General features: G+C 31.7%; 13 protein-coding genes. 8 read left to right on the forward strand and 5 right to left on the reverse strand.

Annotated features, from left to right (window positions below):
• Positions 1–32: 32 nt before the first annotated feature.
• The gene (locus NNH57_RS16910) at positions 33–1,868 is read right to left on the reverse strand and encodes a cation:proton antiporter (protein WP_074409856.1); all 1,836 of its coding nucleotides are present in this window, start codon (positions 1,866–1,868) and stop codon (positions 33–35) included.
• 132 nt (positions 1,869–2,000) lie between these two features.
• Between NNH57_RS16910 and NNH57_RS16915 the strand changes: the two genes are divergently transcribed.
• From NNH57_RS16915 to NNH57_RS16945, 7 genes are all read left to right on the forward strand, one after another.
• Positions 2,001–2,861, forward strand: coding sequence for a universal stress protein (locus NNH57_RS16915; protein WP_074409857.1), 861 nt, complete (start codon positions 2,001–2,003; stop codon positions 2,859–2,861).
• Positions 2,862–5,126 carry a SulP family inorganic anion transporter gene (locus NNH57_RS16920; protein WP_108808247.1) on the forward strand — a complete coding sequence of 755 codons (2,265 nt, stop codon included), beginning with the start codon at positions 2,862–2,864 and terminating at the stop codon, positions 5,124–5,126. It abuts the gene before it with no gap.
• 107 nt (positions 5,127–5,233) lie between these two features.
• Complete coding sequence (locus NNH57_RS16925) at positions 5,234–6,094, forward strand: MBL fold metallo-hydrolase (RefSeq protein WP_074409887.1); 861 nt, start codon at positions 5,234–5,236, stop codon at positions 6,092–6,094.
• A complete protein-coding gene (locus NNH57_RS16930) occupies positions 6,078–7,784 on the forward strand; it encodes a S8 family peptidase (RefSeq protein WP_082995013.1) in 1,707 nt (568 codons plus the stop codon). The genes NNH57_RS16925 and NNH57_RS16930 overlap by 17 nt, the downstream gene beginning before the upstream one ends.
• 10 nt (positions 7,785–7,794) lie before the next feature.
• On the forward strand, positions 7,795–9,624 hold the full coding sequence (locus tag NNH57_RS16935) for a M1 family metallopeptidase (protein WP_074409889.1): 1,830 nt from the start codon (positions 7,795–7,797) through the stop codon (positions 9,622–9,624).
• Between the two features lie 110 nt (positions 9,625–9,734).
• Complete coding sequence (rnpA, locus tag NNH57_RS16940) at positions 9,735–10,112, forward strand: ribonuclease P protein component (RefSeq protein ID WP_074409890.1); 378 nt, start codon at positions 9,735–9,737, stop codon at positions 10,110–10,112.
• Positions 10,113–10,158: 46 nt separating this feature from the next.
• Positions 10,159–11,781: a S41 family peptidase gene (locus tag NNH57_RS16945; RefSeq protein ID WP_074409859.1), complete on the forward strand. Its 1,623-nt coding sequence runs from the start codon at positions 10,159–10,161 to the stop codon at positions 11,779–11,781.
• A gap of 35 nt (positions 11,782–11,816) precedes the next feature.
• On the opposite strand, the gene NNH57_RS16950 is transcribed toward NNH57_RS16945, so the two are convergent.
• The 4 genes from NNH57_RS16950 to NNH57_RS16965 form a co-directional block, all read right to left on the reverse strand.
• On the reverse strand, positions 11,817–12,263 hold the full coding sequence (locus tag NNH57_RS16950; protein ID WP_175392745.1) for a GNAT family N-acetyltransferase: 447 nt from the start codon (positions 12,261–12,263) through the stop codon (positions 11,817–11,819).
• Positions 12,264–12,268: 5 nt separating this feature from the next.
• On the reverse strand, positions 12,269–13,186 hold the full coding sequence (locus NNH57_RS16955) for a cation diffusion facilitator family transporter (protein WP_074409860.1): 918 nt from the start codon (positions 13,184–13,186) through the stop codon (positions 12,269–12,271).
• 3 nt (positions 13,187–13,189) lie between these two features.
• Positions 13,190–13,624 (reverse strand): ribose 5-phosphate isomerase B, encoded by a 435-nt coding sequence (gene rpiB, locus NNH57_RS16960; RefSeq protein ID WP_074409861.1) that lies wholly within the window; start codon positions 13,622–13,624, stop codon positions 13,190–13,192.
• 553 nt (positions 13,625–14,177) lie between these two features.
• Positions 14,178–14,417 carry a hypothetical protein gene (locus NNH57_RS16965; RefSeq protein ID WP_034240345.1) on the reverse strand — a complete coding sequence of 80 codons (240 nt, stop codon included), beginning with the start codon at positions 14,415–14,417 and terminating at the stop codon, positions 14,178–14,180.
• A gap of 547 nt (positions 14,418–14,964) precedes the next feature.
• Between NNH57_RS16965 and rnr the strand changes: the two genes are divergently transcribed.
• A complete protein-coding gene (rnr, locus tag NNH57_RS16970) occupies positions 14,965–17,166 on the forward strand; it encodes a ribonuclease R (RefSeq protein ID WP_074409863.1) in 2,202 nt (733 codons plus the stop codon).
• Positions 17,167–17,192 lie beyond the last annotated feature (26 nt).

Genomic DNA, 17,192 nt, shown 5'->3' on the forward strand with positions numbered 1-17,192 from the left:
TTATTACCTTAAAAATATGCAGTAGTAAGTAATTATTTTATCTCTTCGATATCAATAGGTTTGCCAATATAAGCAAGAAAACTACCTTCTTCTACTTGTTCTATTTCTTCACTAAAGGAGGATATGATTCTGATATTTTTAGTAGTGTCCTTTATAAACAGTGGAATAATATCTTTATCCTCTTTGGTTAGCTCAATCAGTGTTCTGTACTGTTTTTTATCCTGGATTTTTATTTCCTGGATTCCTGGATATTTTTCAGCAAGTTCAATAAGTTTGTAGTAATCATCGGTATGAGAAAATAATCCTTCATGAGGGTTTTTTTGGGGGTCCAACATTTCTTCAGAAGTAATTAGTCTAAAAGCTCCATGCTCTCCAAATTGATCTTTAAACTTATCAATTACGTATTTATTTATATCACTGTTACCGGTAAGTGCCATTAGATACCCTATATCATTTAATTCGATATTATCTTTGAGTTGATCACCATAAATATTTCCTTCGATCGCTTCTAATCCAAGATCTTTGGCTTTATTTATATTATCTCTATTACTATCTACCAAAACGACATGACGATTATTGTTTTTGATATATACCGCTATCAATCTCGAAATTTTGGAAGCACCGATAATCAAGATTCCTTCAGATTTTTTGAGAAATACACCTACTAATTTTGCAAAAAGACGTGCTGTTGTAGCGTTAAGTAAAACGGTGCCCAGTACAATCATAAACACAAGAGGTGTAATATACTCTGCTCCCGGAACTCCTTCTTTATATAGCTTTAATCCAAATAATGATGCAATACCTGCTGCTACAATCCCTCTTGGTCCTACCCAGCTAATAAATAATTTTTCGTTGGTTTTAAGTCCAGAGTTAAGAGAACTTAAAAACACCCCTACCGGCCTTACTATAAAAACAACAATAATAAAAAGTAAAACAGCTTGCCAATTATAGATTAGCTGTAAATCCTCGATGTTGATATTTGCCGCCAGAAGAATAAATAATATCGAGATCAAAAGTACACTTAGGGATTCTTTAAAATATAGAATTTCATCAATGTGAGGGAGGTTTATATTTCCTAATACCATACCCATAACTACTACAGAAAGTAATCCAGATTCGTGTGCAAAAGCATCAGATAACACAAAAACCCCTAATACCAATGCAAGAGTTACTACATTAAGCAGATAATGAGGGATAATTTTTTTCTTTAGAGAAAATGCCAAAGCATGTGCAAACGTAAAGCCAAATGTAAAGCCTACAAGTACGATTTTACCAAATTCGATCAAAGCGGTTAGTGTAAATTCTTCGCCACCGCCTACTCTAATAAATTCGAATACCAAAACGGCTACCAAAGCACCGATAGGGTCAATCAAAATACCTTCCCATTTTAGTACAGCAGATACGTCTTTTTTAAGAGGAATATTTCTTAAAATCGGGGTTATTACTGTAGGGCCAGTTACAATAATCAATGAAGAAAATAAGAAAGAGATGGGCCAACTTAGATCAAAAATATAGTGTGCTGCTAATCCTGCACCAAAAAAAGTAACAATAACAGCAATCGTAATTAATTTTATAATTACTGGACCAACATTAAGAATTTCACTTCTTCTTAGGGTAAGGCCACCTTCAAAAAGAATAATACTTATCGCTAAAGAAACAAAATAAAATAAACTCTCCCCAGGAAAAAGACCTTCTGTCCCGTTCCAGATGGGTTGTATCAATTTAGTGCCATCGCTAGTAAATAAAGTAGCAAAAGGACCAACCAAAAGTCCTATAAGAATTAATGGTAAAATTGCTGGTATCTTAAATTTCCATGCTACCCATTGGGCCAAAATTCCTAATATAATTATTCCTGCAAGTTCTAACATGCTTTGTTCTTAAATCAGATTAATGTGAGAAAGATCGGGATTTTTTTAAAAATAACAGAAATAAGTGCTATTTTCTGATTTTAAAAAATTAAGTTTATATTTTGCCACTTAAAATTATTACAAAATAAATCTTTGAACGAATTACCTAATCATAAATTTAATACCATCCTTATTGGTGTAGCTTTTTCTCCTAACCTTAAAAATAATATTTTTGAGGCTATGCGAATGGTCGATTTTTTTGATTCTAAAATGATCATTGTTCATGTAGGCGAAAAAACTAAAGAGAAAGAAGACAATATAAAAGAGCTCATTTCAGGATTTTCTGATGATGATGATGAAAAAGTAAATGTTATTTGGAAACAAGGGGATCCTGTTACAGTAATTATTGAAACAGCCAGAGAAAATAAAGCTGATCTTATTATGCTTGGTGCTATTCCCCGAGAAGATTTCCTTAAATTTTATATTGGGTCAATTGCACGAAAAATTACCAGAAATGCACATTGTTCTGTTTTGCTGTTAATAAAGCCATCAGAGGACTTACGACCTTGCAATCATATCGTAGTAAATGGTCTTAAAGATGAAAAAACCAGACAAACGATTCTTGATTCATTTGAAGTAGCCCAGAATCTTGGTGCACAAAAACTTACTATTGTAGAAGAGATTTCTCGTCAAGAAGTTAAGGTTGTTGTAGAAGATGATCAATCTTTACTTAAAGACACATTAATAAAAGAGCAATTAGCCCAAAAAGAAGATCTTAGAGTACAACATATCTTAAGTGATGTTCCTGAAGATCTTAAAACTGGTATTTTAATAAAAACACAATCTATATTTGGAAAAAGAGGATATTCTATTGGTCATTATGCAAAAGTAGTAGCTGCAGACCTTCTTATTATGAATGCTCCGAAAAGAACTACGTTTTTAGATCGTATTTTTCTTCATGATCTTGAGCATATTTTATCAGAATTACCAACAGATGTTTTAATTATGAGATAAATGAAGAAAACGAATAACGCTACATCTGGTTTTTTATCTCAATTGCCTAAGAATATTTTTTCGGGTTTTGTGGTTTCACTAATCGCATTACCATTGGGTTTAGGATTGGCTTTAGCTTCAGAAGCTCCTCCTATCTCTGGAGTAATTGCTTCTGTTGTTGGGGGGATTATTGTAAGCATTTTTGGAGGATCTAAAGTTACAATTACAGGTCCAGGTAATGGGTTGGTTGTTGTTTTATTAGGGGCCATCACAACACTTGCTAATGGTGATCTTTATCAAGGTTATATCTTTACGTTAGCTGCCATTATATGCTCGGGAGCATTAATGATCATTATTGGGCAATTGCGATTGGGGATTCTAAGTGACTTTTTCCCTTCTTCGGCAATTCAGGGAATGCTTGCTGCTATAGGAATAAGTATTTTTGCAAAACAGTTTCATGTTATGCTTGCTAATACAAGTATTAAAGGAGATACTGTTTCCTTGTTAACAGATATTCCCCATAGTATTTCGTTACTATTTAAACCCGAATATAGTGCCATTGCTATTGCTGCATTGGTTGGGGTTTTGAGCTTATTGATTATGTTTTTTTATGGTAAAATCAGGAATAAATATTTTCAATTGGTACCAGCCCCCATGTGGATCGTTCTTATTGCTGTTGGTTTAAGTTATTATTACGAATTCTTTTCGAGTGCTCCTTACCCTATAGGTGACTCCTTATTGGTACAAATACCCAATGATGTTTTTTCAAACTTCCCTACTCCGGATTTTTCATTAATTCTTGATTTTAAATTTATAGGAGTAGTTATTGCAATAACTTTAATTTCGAGTATTGAATCTCTATTAAGTATTAAGGCTGTAGATAAGCTGGATCCTTTAAAAAGAAGGTCAAATATAAACAAAGATCTTACTGCATTAGGTATTGCATCGATTGTTAGTGGTTTTATAGGAGGGCTTAATGTAGTTACTGTAATCGCCCGTAGTTCTGTAAATGTTAATAACGGAGGTACTAACCGAACTTCTAATTTCTTTCACTCTGTGTTCTTAATCTTATTTGTAGTTTTATTTCAAGATCAACTTAAAAGAATTCCACTTACGGCACTAGCTGCTATTTTGGTGTATACAGGATATAAGCTGGCAGCTCCAAGAAACTTAAAAATTGTTGCCAAAATTGGTAAAGAACAACTTATTATTTTCTTTGCCACAATTATAGCAACGATAACAACAAACTTAATCACAGGAATCCTTATCGGAATCCTAACAACGATTATTATACATTTTATCCTTAATAAAAGTGTACTCTTTTTTGTTAGAAATCTTTTTAAACCTAATGTGCTTATGTTTAAAGAAGGTTTCAACGATACTTATTTTGTTAGTGTAAAGAATTTTTCAAGCTTTCTTAATTATTCTCGATTAAAAAGAAAATTAGATACAATTCCTGAGAATCAGGATGCTATAATAGATTTTTCTCTTTGTGATTTTGTAGATTATACTGTACAGGAAAGTTTATTAGGATATCAGGAAACTTTTAAGAGAAAAGGAGGGTCTTTTGAGATTACAGGACTAGATATTCATGGTACTTCTTCAGAACACCCTTTAGCCATAAGAAGTTTGATTCCTTTTTCTAAAAAAATTAAAATAGGAGCAAAATCGAATCTTACCAAAAGACAAAAAGATTTACAAAATATTGCAAATGACTTTTCCTGGCAATATGACCCTAAAAAAGGTTATGACGTCTCTGGTTTGCATGATTTTGTGTTCTTTAAGACTAAAAAAATCAATTATCTAAATAATTCTATTTATGACTCAAAGTCTATTTTTAGGATTTCTGATACCGAATTTTCTGAAGGTGAATTTATTGCTCGTACTTTGGTGAGAACCACGATCATGACTATAAAATTAAAAACTGAAGTTCCTAAATTTACCTTAGACAAAGAAGGGTTGCTTGAGTTTATATATAAGTTCTCGGGGTTTAAAGATATTTTAATTTCTGGCCATCCTGATTTTTCTAAACGGTTCTTCCTTTTAGGAGAAAAACCCGAAAAAATTAAGTTGTTCTTTACTGATGAATTAGTATTGTTTTTAGAGAGTAATCCATATTATCATATTGAATGTAATGGTAGCTCTTTGTTGGTGATGAGAAAAGAACGTTTGGCTAGTATTAAAGAGATCAAAGCTTTATTAGATTACGGAACTCGCTTAGAAAAAGTGATATCTAGTATACAATATCATGAATTATTGTTAAAAAGTCCAAAAATTAAATCTTGATCCCTGCCATTTTTTCTATTTTGCAAAGATTTTTAATTAGTACCGATAGATCTAAATAATTTTTGGAGACAATCATATTAATTAAAAACAGAATTAAAAATAAACAAATGAATCTACATCCCATAAAAGCAGGAAATTTTAAACTTGATGGAGGCGCTATGTTTGGAGTGGTTCCAAAAGTTTTATGGAACAAAACCAATCCTGCAGATGAAAAAAACCTAATTGATATTGCAGCAAGATGTTTACTAATTGAAGAGGGAGATAGGTTAATTCTTATTGACTCTGGAATGGGAGATAAGCAGTCCGAAAAATTTTTCAGTCATTATTCACTTTGGGGAAATGATAGCTTAGACACCTCTTTAAAAGCAAAAGGATTTCACAGAGATGATGTTACCGATGTTTTTATTACTCATCTTCACTTTGATCATTGTGGAGGTGTAGTGCAATGGAATAAAGCCCGAACAGGATATGAATTAGCTTTTAAAAATGCTCGAATATGGAGCAATGAAGAACATTGGCAATGGGCCACACAGCCTAATGCTCGAGAAAAAGCTTCTTTTTTAAGTGAAAACATCATGCCGATACAAGAAAGTGGTCAATTAAATTTTATTTCCAGGTCAGGTACATCGTTCCAAAAAAACACTGAATTAGGTTTTGGCGTACTATTTGTTAATGGACATACTGAAAAACAAATGATTCCGCATATAGAATATAAAGGTAAAACGATTGTGTTTATGGCAGATCTTCTGCCTACAGCTGGTCATGTTCCTTTACCATATGTAATGGGTTATGATACCAGGCCTTTATTAACCCTGGATGAAAAAAAACTGTTTCTTGATAATGCCGCTACTAATGGATGGTATTTATTACTGCAACATGATGCCCATAATGAAATAATAACAGTACAACACACCCAAAAAGGGGTACGATTAAAAGAAGTATTTACTTGTCATGAAATATTTAATTAAAATAAAAGATCAAATGATTCCCTCATCTAATAAAATTATTGCCACCATTGCCTCATCTATGATTTTGGTAAGCTGTGGGGCTCCAACCATTGTTTCTACACCTATAGAGAATATTGATACAATTCCTTTAAAAAATATAGATCTTACCGATGCTCAACTTAAAGGTTGGAATTCGTTTGATTTGGTTTCTGATACCGTTCCCGGAATGAGTGTAAATAAAGCCTATAATACTCTTATTAAAAACAAAAAAGGTAAGACTGTTATTGTTGGTGTTATCGATAGTGGGGTAGATATTGAGCATGAGGATCTGGATGGTGTGATCTGGACAAATCCAAAAGAGATTAAAGGGAATGGAAAAGATGATGATAACAACGGTTATATTGATGATATTCATGGGTGGAATTTTTTAGGGGATTCTGAAGATGAAAATCTTGAATATGTGAGAATCATAAAAAAGTTTAAACCAAAATATGCTGGTAAAACTCTTGCTTCTATACCCGAAAATGATCGAGGTGAATACCAAAATTATATTGCAGCCAAAGCAGAATTCGAAAAAGAATATCAGGAAAACTCTGCTCAAAAAGTACAATACGAACAAATACTTCAGCAATCTAGCGTTTCGCACAAAGCAATTACGGATGTACTAGGAAAAGAAGACTATTCTCGAGACGAACTTTTAAAAGTAGAAGCAAAGACTCAAGAGATGCAACAACATGTCGCTTTTCTTGCTCAAATGTTTGGGTTTATGGATCCGGGGGATACGATACCAGACTTTATCAAAAACCTTAAAGAAGGTGTTGATCATTTCACAGATCAGTTAAATTATAACTTAAATCCCGAATTTGATGGTAGAACTGTAGTAGGTGATAACGTAGATGATATCACAGATGTCAAATATGGGAACAATAATGTTATGGGGCCAGATCCAAAAAAAGAAGGTATAAAACACGGGACCCATGTTGCTGGTATAATCGCTGCAGAAAGAAATAATGGAAAAGGAATGAATGGTATAGCACAAAATGTAAAAATAATGGCAGTTAGAGCGGTTCCTAATGGAGACGAATACGATAAAGATATTGCACTTGCAATACGATATGTTGTAGATAACGGAGCCAAAGTGATTAATACTAGTTTTGGTAAGTACTACAGTACACATCCAGAATGGGTTAGAGAAGCTATTACTTATGCTGCCTCAAAAGATGTATTGATTGTAAATGCAGCAGGAAACGAAGGAACAGATTTAGATAAAAAAGCAGTATACCCTAATGATCAAACCAGTAATGGTTCTGAAATTGCTGATAATTTTATTACCATTGGTGCTTTAAATTATGCATATGGCTCTAATTTGGTAGCAGATTTCTCTAATTACGGTAAAAACAATGTTGATGCATTTGCTCCCGGAGTTAAAATATGGTCAACAACACCTAATAATTCATACGAATATCTGCAAGGAACTTCTATGGCAGCTCCGGCTGTAGCAGGAGTTGCTGCATTAATTAGATCATATTACCCTAATTTAAAAGCTCGTCAGGTAAAAAAGATACTTATGGATAGTGGATTAAGTACCAAATCCTCTGTAGTCATTGGTGGAGAGCAAACTAATGTAGGAAGCTTTTCTGGGTTATCTAAATCGGGTAAAATGGTTAATTTGTATAATGCCCTTATTATGGCAGATAAATTGTCTAAATAATTCATTTATTATGTTTAAAAAAATTGGTTTTGGCTTTTTAGTTGGTGTTTTTTGTGTTACAGCACAAAACAATACTTCGTATTGGCAACAACAGGTAGATTATACGATGAATGTGGATATGAATGTTGAAAATTTTCAATATGAAGGGACACAAGAACTCGTCTATTCTAATAATTCTCCTGATACGTTATATCAAGTATTTTATCACTTATATTTTAATGCATTTCAACCAGGAAGTGAAATGGACGTACGTTCTCGCAATCTTCCTGATCCTGATCCCAGGGTTGGAAACAGAATAAGTAAACTTACTCCCGAAGAAATTGGGTATTTAAAGGTTTCTTCCTTAACACAAAACGGAAAACCATTAACATATAAAACTGCAGGAACTGTTTTAGAAGTATCACTAGATAAGCCTATTGCACCAGGAGAAAAGGTTACTTTTTCTATGAAATTTAACGGTCAGGTACCTGTACAAATACGCCGTTCAGGAAGAAATAACAAAGAAGGTATTGCATTATCAATGACACAGTGGTACCCAAAAATTGCAGAATATGACTTTGAAGGGTGGCATGCAGATCCTTATATCGCAAGAGAGTTTCACGCAGTATGGGGTAATTTTGATGTAACCATAACTATTGATAAAGATTATATTTTGGGTGGCACTGGATATTTGCAAAACCCACAAGAAATAGGATATGGATATGAAAAGCCTGGTACAAAAGTAAGTAGAAAAGGTAAGAAGCTTTCATGGCACTTTAAAGCTCCCAATGTACATGATTTTGCGTGGGTTGCAGATCCAGAATATCTGCACGACACTGTAAAGATGACCAATGGCCCTACGCTTCATTTTTTGTATAAAAACAAGAAAGAAATTATAGAAAACTGGAAAGATCTACAGCCCAAAACTGTAGAGTTGATGAAATATTTTAGCGAAAAGATAGGAAAGTATCCATATGATCAATATTCTGTATTACAAGGTGGTGATGGTGGTATGGAATATGCCATGTCGACTCTAATCACAGGAGAAAGAAATTTTGGTAGCCTTGTTGGCGTTACAGCGCACGAAATGGCACATTCATGGTTTCAACATATTCTCGCTACTAACGAAGCTAAACACGAGTGGATGGATGAAGGATTTACCAGCTATATTTCTACTCTGGCGATGAATGATGTAATGAAACAGAATAATCCTAATTCACTAAGAGGGATGTACCAGGGGTATTACCAATTAGCTACTTCTGGTATAGAACAACCACAGACCACTCAAGCAGATCACTATTCGCACAATGCCGCTTATGGAGCTTCTGCGTATACGAAGGGGGCTGTTTTTCTCTCACAATTAGGATATATTATTGGACAAGATAATCTTGCAAAAACGATTAAAAGATATTTTGATGAATGGAAATTTAAACACCCTACACCTAATGATTTTAAAAGGGTAGCAGAAAAAGTGTCTGGAATACAATTAGATTGGTATCTAACAGATTGGACACAAACAACAAATACAATAGATTACGGAATTAAAGATGTTATTGAAGATAATAACACTACCAAAATTACTTTAGAACGTATCGGATTAATGCCAATGCCTATTGATCTTTATGTAGAATATAAAGATAGCACTGTAGAGTCATTTTACATTCCTTTAAGAGTGATGCGTAATGAAAAGGAAAACCCAATCCCATCAATGAAAAGAACTATATTACCTGATTGGCCTTGGACAAACCCAACGTATTCTTTAGATCTTTCTAAACCAAAATCTGAAATAAAATCGATTGGAATAGATATTACAAAAACTATGGCTGATGTAAACCCTAAAAATAATAGTTTTTCAGAATAATTGTTATTAACAAGAATAAATCACATAGACTAAAGTCTTATTAAAAACCGGTTTTAGTACCGGTTTTTTTATTGCTTCTATAAAAAATCTATTCACTACATTTAATGCCAATGAAGGCTACTTTTAATAAAAAAGAACGATTAAAAAGCAAAAAGGAAATAGAATTACTTTTTTCTGAAGGAAAATCTATATCCAAATACCCCATTAGATTAGTATATAGAAAATCAAATTTTGAAGAGAGTATTAAAATTAGGGCTGGCGTATCGGTTAGCAAACGTAACTTTAAAAAAGCAGTAGATCGTAATTGTATAAAGCGTTTAATGCGTGAAAGTTATAGAAAAAATAAGTATATTGTACCCAACACTACTCATCAATTCACTTTTATGTTTTTATTTTCGGGTAAAGAAATGCCCGAATATTCGTTAATAGAATCTAAAATAAAAGGAATATTACAAAAATTTGTCGAACAAGAAATAAAATCAAAATAACAACATCACGTGTTTACTTGATTTGCAATATTTAAAGAAAACATCAATGAAGAAGAGAATTATCTACCCCGTAGCTGCTGTGATTATCTTACTATCTACAGTAAGTTTTAAGTCAGATTTTTTTGAAATCGCTAAGCAGATTGAAATTTTCACTACTATGTTCAAAGAATTAAATATGAATTATGTAGATGAAACAAATCCTGCAGAATTAATGGATACGGCAATCAAAGCCATGTTAGATGATTTGGATCCCTATACTAAATATTGGAACGAGCAGGATGTTGAAGCTTCAAAAATACGTAATGCAGGAGAATACACAGGTATTGGATCCTCTGTAAAAACAATAAAAGATAAAATTATTATCATAGAACCTTATAAAGGTTATCCCGCAGATAAAGCTGGTCTTAAAGCTGGTGATGAAATTATACAAATAGGAGATGTAAAAGTAGCCGATTTTAAGGATGATGCAGGAGAACTTCTTAAAGGAGCCAGCGGAACTAAAGTTGACATTACCTATAAAAGACAGGGAGCAACTAAAACTACTGTATTAACACGAGAAGAAATAGAAGTAGATGCTGTTCCTTTTTATACTTTGCTAGACGATAATACCGGATATATTGTATTATCAAAATTTAATAACAAAGCCTCTAGTGAAACCATTGATGCTTTAAAAGATTTAAAAGCCAAAGGAGCCAATAAAGTAATTTTAGATCTAAGAGGTAACCCTGGTGGTTTATTAAGTGAAGCTATAAACGTTACTAATATTTTTGTGCCAAAAGGAGAGTTAATCACTACTACAAAATCGGTGGTTAAAAAATACAATAAAGAATATTTTACAAAGAGAGAACCTATTGATATCCAGATTCCCTTAGTCGTATTAGTAAATGGAAGAAGTGCATCGGCAAGTGAAATTGTTGCAGGTAGTATTCAGGATCTAGATAGAGGAGTAGTTATTGGTGCTAGAAGTTTTGGTAAGGGATTAGTACAGCGACCAAAAAAACTAACTTATGGTACTCAATTAAAAATTACTATTTCTAGATATTATACCCCAAGCGGAAGATGTATTCAGGCATTAGATTATTGGAATCGTGATAAAAATAATAATGCTGTACGCATCAATGAGCAAGATTTTAAAGCCTTTAAAACCAAAAACGGAAGAACAGTATATGATGGTGGTGGTATACAGCCAGATATTGAATTAGAGACCTCTAAATTTAGTAAAATTACTACCGCTTTATTACGATCTGATGCTATTTTCGAATATGGAACAAAATATTATTATTCTCATCAATTAAAAAAATCCTCTGATTTTAAATTTACAGATCAAGATTATCAAGATTTTAAAAGTTTTGTAAAACAAAGTGAGTTTAATTTTGAAACCGAAACCGAAAAATCATTTAAAAAATCATTAGAAATAGCAAAAAAGGAAAAGTTCGATAAAGATATAATCTCTACTTATAATACCCTTGTCGCTTCGATAAATACTTCTAAACAAGCAGCTTTAGACACTTATAAGACCGAAATTGTTAATTTACTAACAGATGAGATTATTAAACGTTATTTTTATCGTGAAGGATTATATAATTATTATGTAACACATAACCCAGAAGTAGCTAAAAGTCAGGAAATACTAGGTAATAAAAATAAGTACGAAGAGCTTTTAAAATAAAAAGAAAGACTCATTAAGACTTAATGAGTCTTTCTTTATTCTCTAATCATACTAATATGAGGAATACCATCTTCGAGGTACTCCTCTCCTATTTGTTTAAAACCGTGTGTTTCATAGAATTTTTTTAAATATGTCTGAGCAGATATTTTAATCACTTTAGTTTTAAAATATGTTTCTATAGCACTCACACACTCTTTAATTAGTTTGTGACCGTACCCATATTGTCTTTCTTTTTTAGGTATGACTACTCGTCCAAAACTAGTATCTTTAAAATAATCGCCTGCATCAAATAATCGTGTATAGGCAACAATTTCTTCGTTTTTATACCCTATCACATGAAGTGCTTTTTGATCCATATCATCAATATCCTGATATATACATTCTTGCTCTATTATAAATACTTCTGCGCGCAAGCGCAAAATTTTATATAGTTCTAGTGCAGAGAGTTCATCAAAACGTTTAACTTTAAATTTGATATCCATATTTTTTAATCCTGTACAATAATATCTTTATTATCCTTATTTCCATATTCTGGCTGTAGCGTAACATGGTTGATTTTAAATTCTTTATGAAGTATATTTTCAATAGTGCTAAGTATTTCTCCAAATTCTGAAACCAAAATATCACTATCAAAATCTACATGCGCTTCTAAGTGTGTTTCTTCTTCGTTAAGTTGCCATACATGTATGTGATGTATACTTTTAACTTTTGGCAAAGCATTAATTACTTTTACTATTTCTTTTAACTCAATAGTATCGGGAGTATACAACATTAATACTTTGAATGATTTTTTTAAGAGATCATAGCCTACAATAATCAGATAAATTGCAATTATAAAAGTTAATAGGCTATCTACCCAAAATAGTTTATAAAACTTCATTAACAATCCCCCTATCAAAACTGCAAAAGATGCCATTAAGTCTGTTACCAGGTGTAAATATGCTGATCTCATATTCATATTTACCTTACTATCTCTTCTTAAAAGCAAAACACTTAATCCATTTCCAAAAATTGCTACTACAGAAAGAATAATTACAACACGTGCACTTATTTCCTGTGGATCTAGTAATCGCTCTATTGCTTCAAACACAAGAATAAATGCTATTATAACTAATGAAATAGCATTTATAAACGCTGCCATAATCTCAGCTCTTTTAAAACCAAAAGTTCTTTTAATAGAAGCTTCTCTTTTTGCCAATCGATTAGCAAAAAAGCTAACTATCAAAGAAAGTACATCACTAAAGTTATGTAATGCATCTGATAAAAGAGAGAGGCTACCAGAAATCAAACCACCAACTACCTGGGCAGCTGTAATTCCAATATTTAAGAGAATAGAAAATAATAAATTACGCCCAGTAAGTTTATCATGAGAATGTGAATGATTATGAGCGTGAACTTTTACCATAGATTAAATACACATTGGTATCTTATGTACTCTATTTAAATGTCTGCCTCCTTCAAATTTTGTTCCTAAGAATGTTTTTACCATTTCAACAGCTTGAGGTAGAGATGTAAATCTTGCAGGAATACATATGATATTAGCATCATTATGAAGTCTGGTTAATTCTGTAATTTCTTTTGTCCAGCAAAGTCCAGCTCTAACATTATTATATTTATTAGCTGTCATAGCAACACCATTTCCGCTTCCGCAAACCAAAATTCCAAAACTAACTTTTTCAGTATTTACATCTTTTGCTACAGGATGTACAAAATCTGGATAATCAACACTATTGTTTTCATTAGTGCCGTAGTTAGTAATTTCAATACCTTCAGATTCTAAATATTCTGCGATTGCAAATTTGTATTCAGTTCCTGCGTGATCATTTCCAATAGCTATTTTCATTTTTTTGTTCGTTTCATTAGTTAAGCAAAGATAATTTAATCTAAAAAAAGTAAACTCCAAAAAACCAATAATTTAACCCAATATTACGGTAATGTTAATAACTCATAACCTTCTGTTAACACTGAGTGTGAATAAACAGTTCTTAAAATTCATAAAGTTTTTTTTGGTGGTTTTGATTTTTATTAGAATACAAGTATCGTAGGAAGAAATCAAAATTTTAAACCCTGTTTTTTTGGCTAAGTTTTCAAATGTTAAGTCAATGTTATAAACTACGGTTTTACCGTAATAATATTAAAAATTTAAGCTGTTGATTAACTATTAACAGTTGTTAATTAAATTTCATTTTTAGAACATTTTCAACCAATTAGAATAATGATATCCTGTTCATATATATTTTAAAATTCAGTTTAACTTAAAAAACAAATAAAACTTAAAAAAGTTATACCGCTATCCACACTATATTATAATCATCATTATTAATTTTAAATTTAAAAAAAAGAAAAAGATATATTTAATATATGTTGAAAACTATAAAGAAAATATGAATACTAGGTTATACAATTCTAAGATGAGAATTTGTGTTCAGATCACTTATGATCTGAAGTACTTTGTTTTTGTCTCTTTTATGAACTTTTAAATTAATACCTCCCAGTGCGTTTGAGTAGAAAGGAAAAACACCGACCATTGTTTCATTTTCGAAGAAATAAGAAATACCTTCTTGATCTAGAAGTAGTTTAAGTATAGCATACTCAAAAGGATATGTATATGTTTTGATAGTAATAAAATCTTTCATTTCTTAAAATTATTCCTTGATAATCTTATTTCTACAAGATACAAAATAAGCGTAACAATCAAATTGATACTAATCAAAACGAATATCAATTTCTCTTAGATTGATAAATAATTTTTTATAGTAAAAGATTAATTGATTTGACTGGCTTCACGATCTGTTTTTACAGAACTATTTATTTCTGATCCTTCTAAAGTATCTTGCTTATGATCTATTGTATTATTAATGTATAAGGTAAACGAATATATACCCAATAGAAATATGAGTATGAAGAGTAATATGATCTTATGTATTTTTTTGATTTTGTGCATATCGAATTAAATACTAAACGGATAAAATTGAATCCTAGTGTACTAAAATTAAGTAAATTTTAAGAAAAATAGCCGTAATTATTTACTTTTTTTTGATGTAATATCTTGATTTACAGATAATGGATTTTATAGCTATTTGGTAGTAATATGATTTAAGTATTAATAAAAGTTTAAAGTTAAAATTACTGATGTTAAAAGATAAGCTGTACTTTTATCATAAATATATAGAATAGACATTAATGAAAAGAAAGAGTAGAAGAAGAAAAAAGAAGTCACCTAAAATAGAGAATATTACCCAGGAAATACTCAAAATATTAAAAGCTGAATCAAATAAAAGTTTTAATTATAAGCAAATCGCATCAAAACTAGGAGTAGATGATGCAAGTAGTAGAAACCAGATTATAAAAAAATTATCTCAACTTGCTGCTAAGAAACAGATAGAAGAGGTAGATAGAGGAAAATTTAAAATCATACCTAATATTAATACCTATACAGGTATTCTAGAAATCACTTCAAAAGGTACGGGATATGTAATTGTAAAAGATCTTGAAGATGATATTTTTATTCCAAATAACAATCTTAATAAAGCGTTAAACGGAGATGAGGTAGAGGTTTATGTGTATCGTAGAAAACGAAGAGGAAAGAGCGAAGGAGAGATTTCGAGGATTATTTCTCGCAAAAGAAGTGAGTTTGTTGGTGTAATAGAGATTCAAAAAAATTATGCCTTTGTAAATATGCAAGACGGCAAAATGTATACTGATATTTTTATACCTAAGAATAAAATAGCCGATGCAGAGAACGGAGATAAGGTTTTAGTAAAACTAGAAGACTGGCCAGAAAAAGCAGATTCACCTTTTGGAAAAATAGTTAAAGTATTAGGAAAACCAGGAGAACACAATACCGAGATACATGCTATTTTGGCTCAGTATGGTCTGCCCTATGAGTTTCCTGAGGAGGTAGAGAATTATGCTAACACTTTAGATACATCTATTCAGGAATCAGAAATCAAGAATCGTAGGGATATGAGAAAAATTCTTACGTTTACTATTGATCCTAAGGATGCCAAAGACTTTGATGATGCATTATCATTTCAGATTTTAGAAAATGGTAATTATGAAATCGGAATTCATATTGCAGATGTATCACATTATGTAAAACCAGGAACAATACTTGATGATGAAGCTTATGAAAGAGCAACATCTGTATACCTGGTAGATAGAGTAGTACCTATGTTACCCGAGGTCCTATCTAATAATGCCTGTTCATTAAGACCAAACGAAGAAAAATATACATTTTCTGCAGTGTTTGAATTAAATGATAAAGCAGAAATTAAAAACCAATGGTTTGGAAGAACAGTAACCTATTCTGATGCAAGATTTGCATACGAAGAAGCGCAGCATATTATAGAAACCCGCGATAATGTAATTCCCGCAGAGATTTCACTTACCAGAAAAGAATATAAAGCCGATCAAAAAATAGCCGATGCTGTACTTAAATTAGATGAGCTTGCCAAAGTTATGCGAGGTAAACGAATGGGAGAAGGAGCTATTTCTTTTGATAAAGTAGAAGTAAAATTTAGTCTAAACGAAAATAACGAACCAGTAGGAGTGTTTTTTAAGACTTCTAAAGACGCTAATAAACTTATTGAGGAGTTTATGTTATTAGCTAATAAAAAGGTCGCAGAGTTCATAGGAAAGCAAAATCCTAAAAAAACATTTATTTATCGGGTGCATGATGAGCCTAATGACGAAAAATTAGCAGCATTACAAAATATTATTGGAAGATTTGGATATAAATTAGATCTTAGAGATCGAAAGACTACTACCAAGTCATTAAATGGATTATTAAAAGATGTTCAAGGTAAAAAAGAACAAAATTTAGTTGATACTTTAGCTATACGTAGTATGAGTAAGGCAGAATATACTACTCATAATATTGGTCATTATGGATTAGCATTTGATTATTATTCACATTTTACTTCGCCAATACGTAGATATCCAGATGTTATGGCACACCGTTTGTTACAGCATTATTTAGATAAAGGAAAATCTGTTGCAGAAGATGAGTATGAAGAAAAATGTAATCATAGTAGCAGTATGGAAAATCTAGCTGCCAGTGCAGAACGTGATTCTATAAAGTTTATGCAGATAAAGTTTATGAAAGATCATGAGGATGAACAGTTTCTTGGAGTCATCTCTGGAGTTACCGAGTGGGGGATTTATGTAGAAATAATTAATAATAAATGTGAAGGTATGATTCGTCTGCGGGACATGAGTGATGATCACTATGTTTTTGATCAAGATGAATATGCTATTATAGGAGAACAAACCAAAAAAGTATACCAATTAGGAGATGAGGTATATGTAAAAGTAAAAAATGCTGATCTTATAAAACGACACTTAGATTTTACCTTGTTAGGAAACAAGGAAGAAATAGAATAATTAAAAAATTAGTGTCGTTTATTTTT

Origin of the sequence: Aquimarina spinulae (assembly GCF_943373825.1) — a bacterium.
Taxonomy (GTDB): Bacteria; Bacteroidota; Bacteroidia; order Flavobacteriales; family Flavobacteriaceae; genus Aquimarina; species Aquimarina spinulae.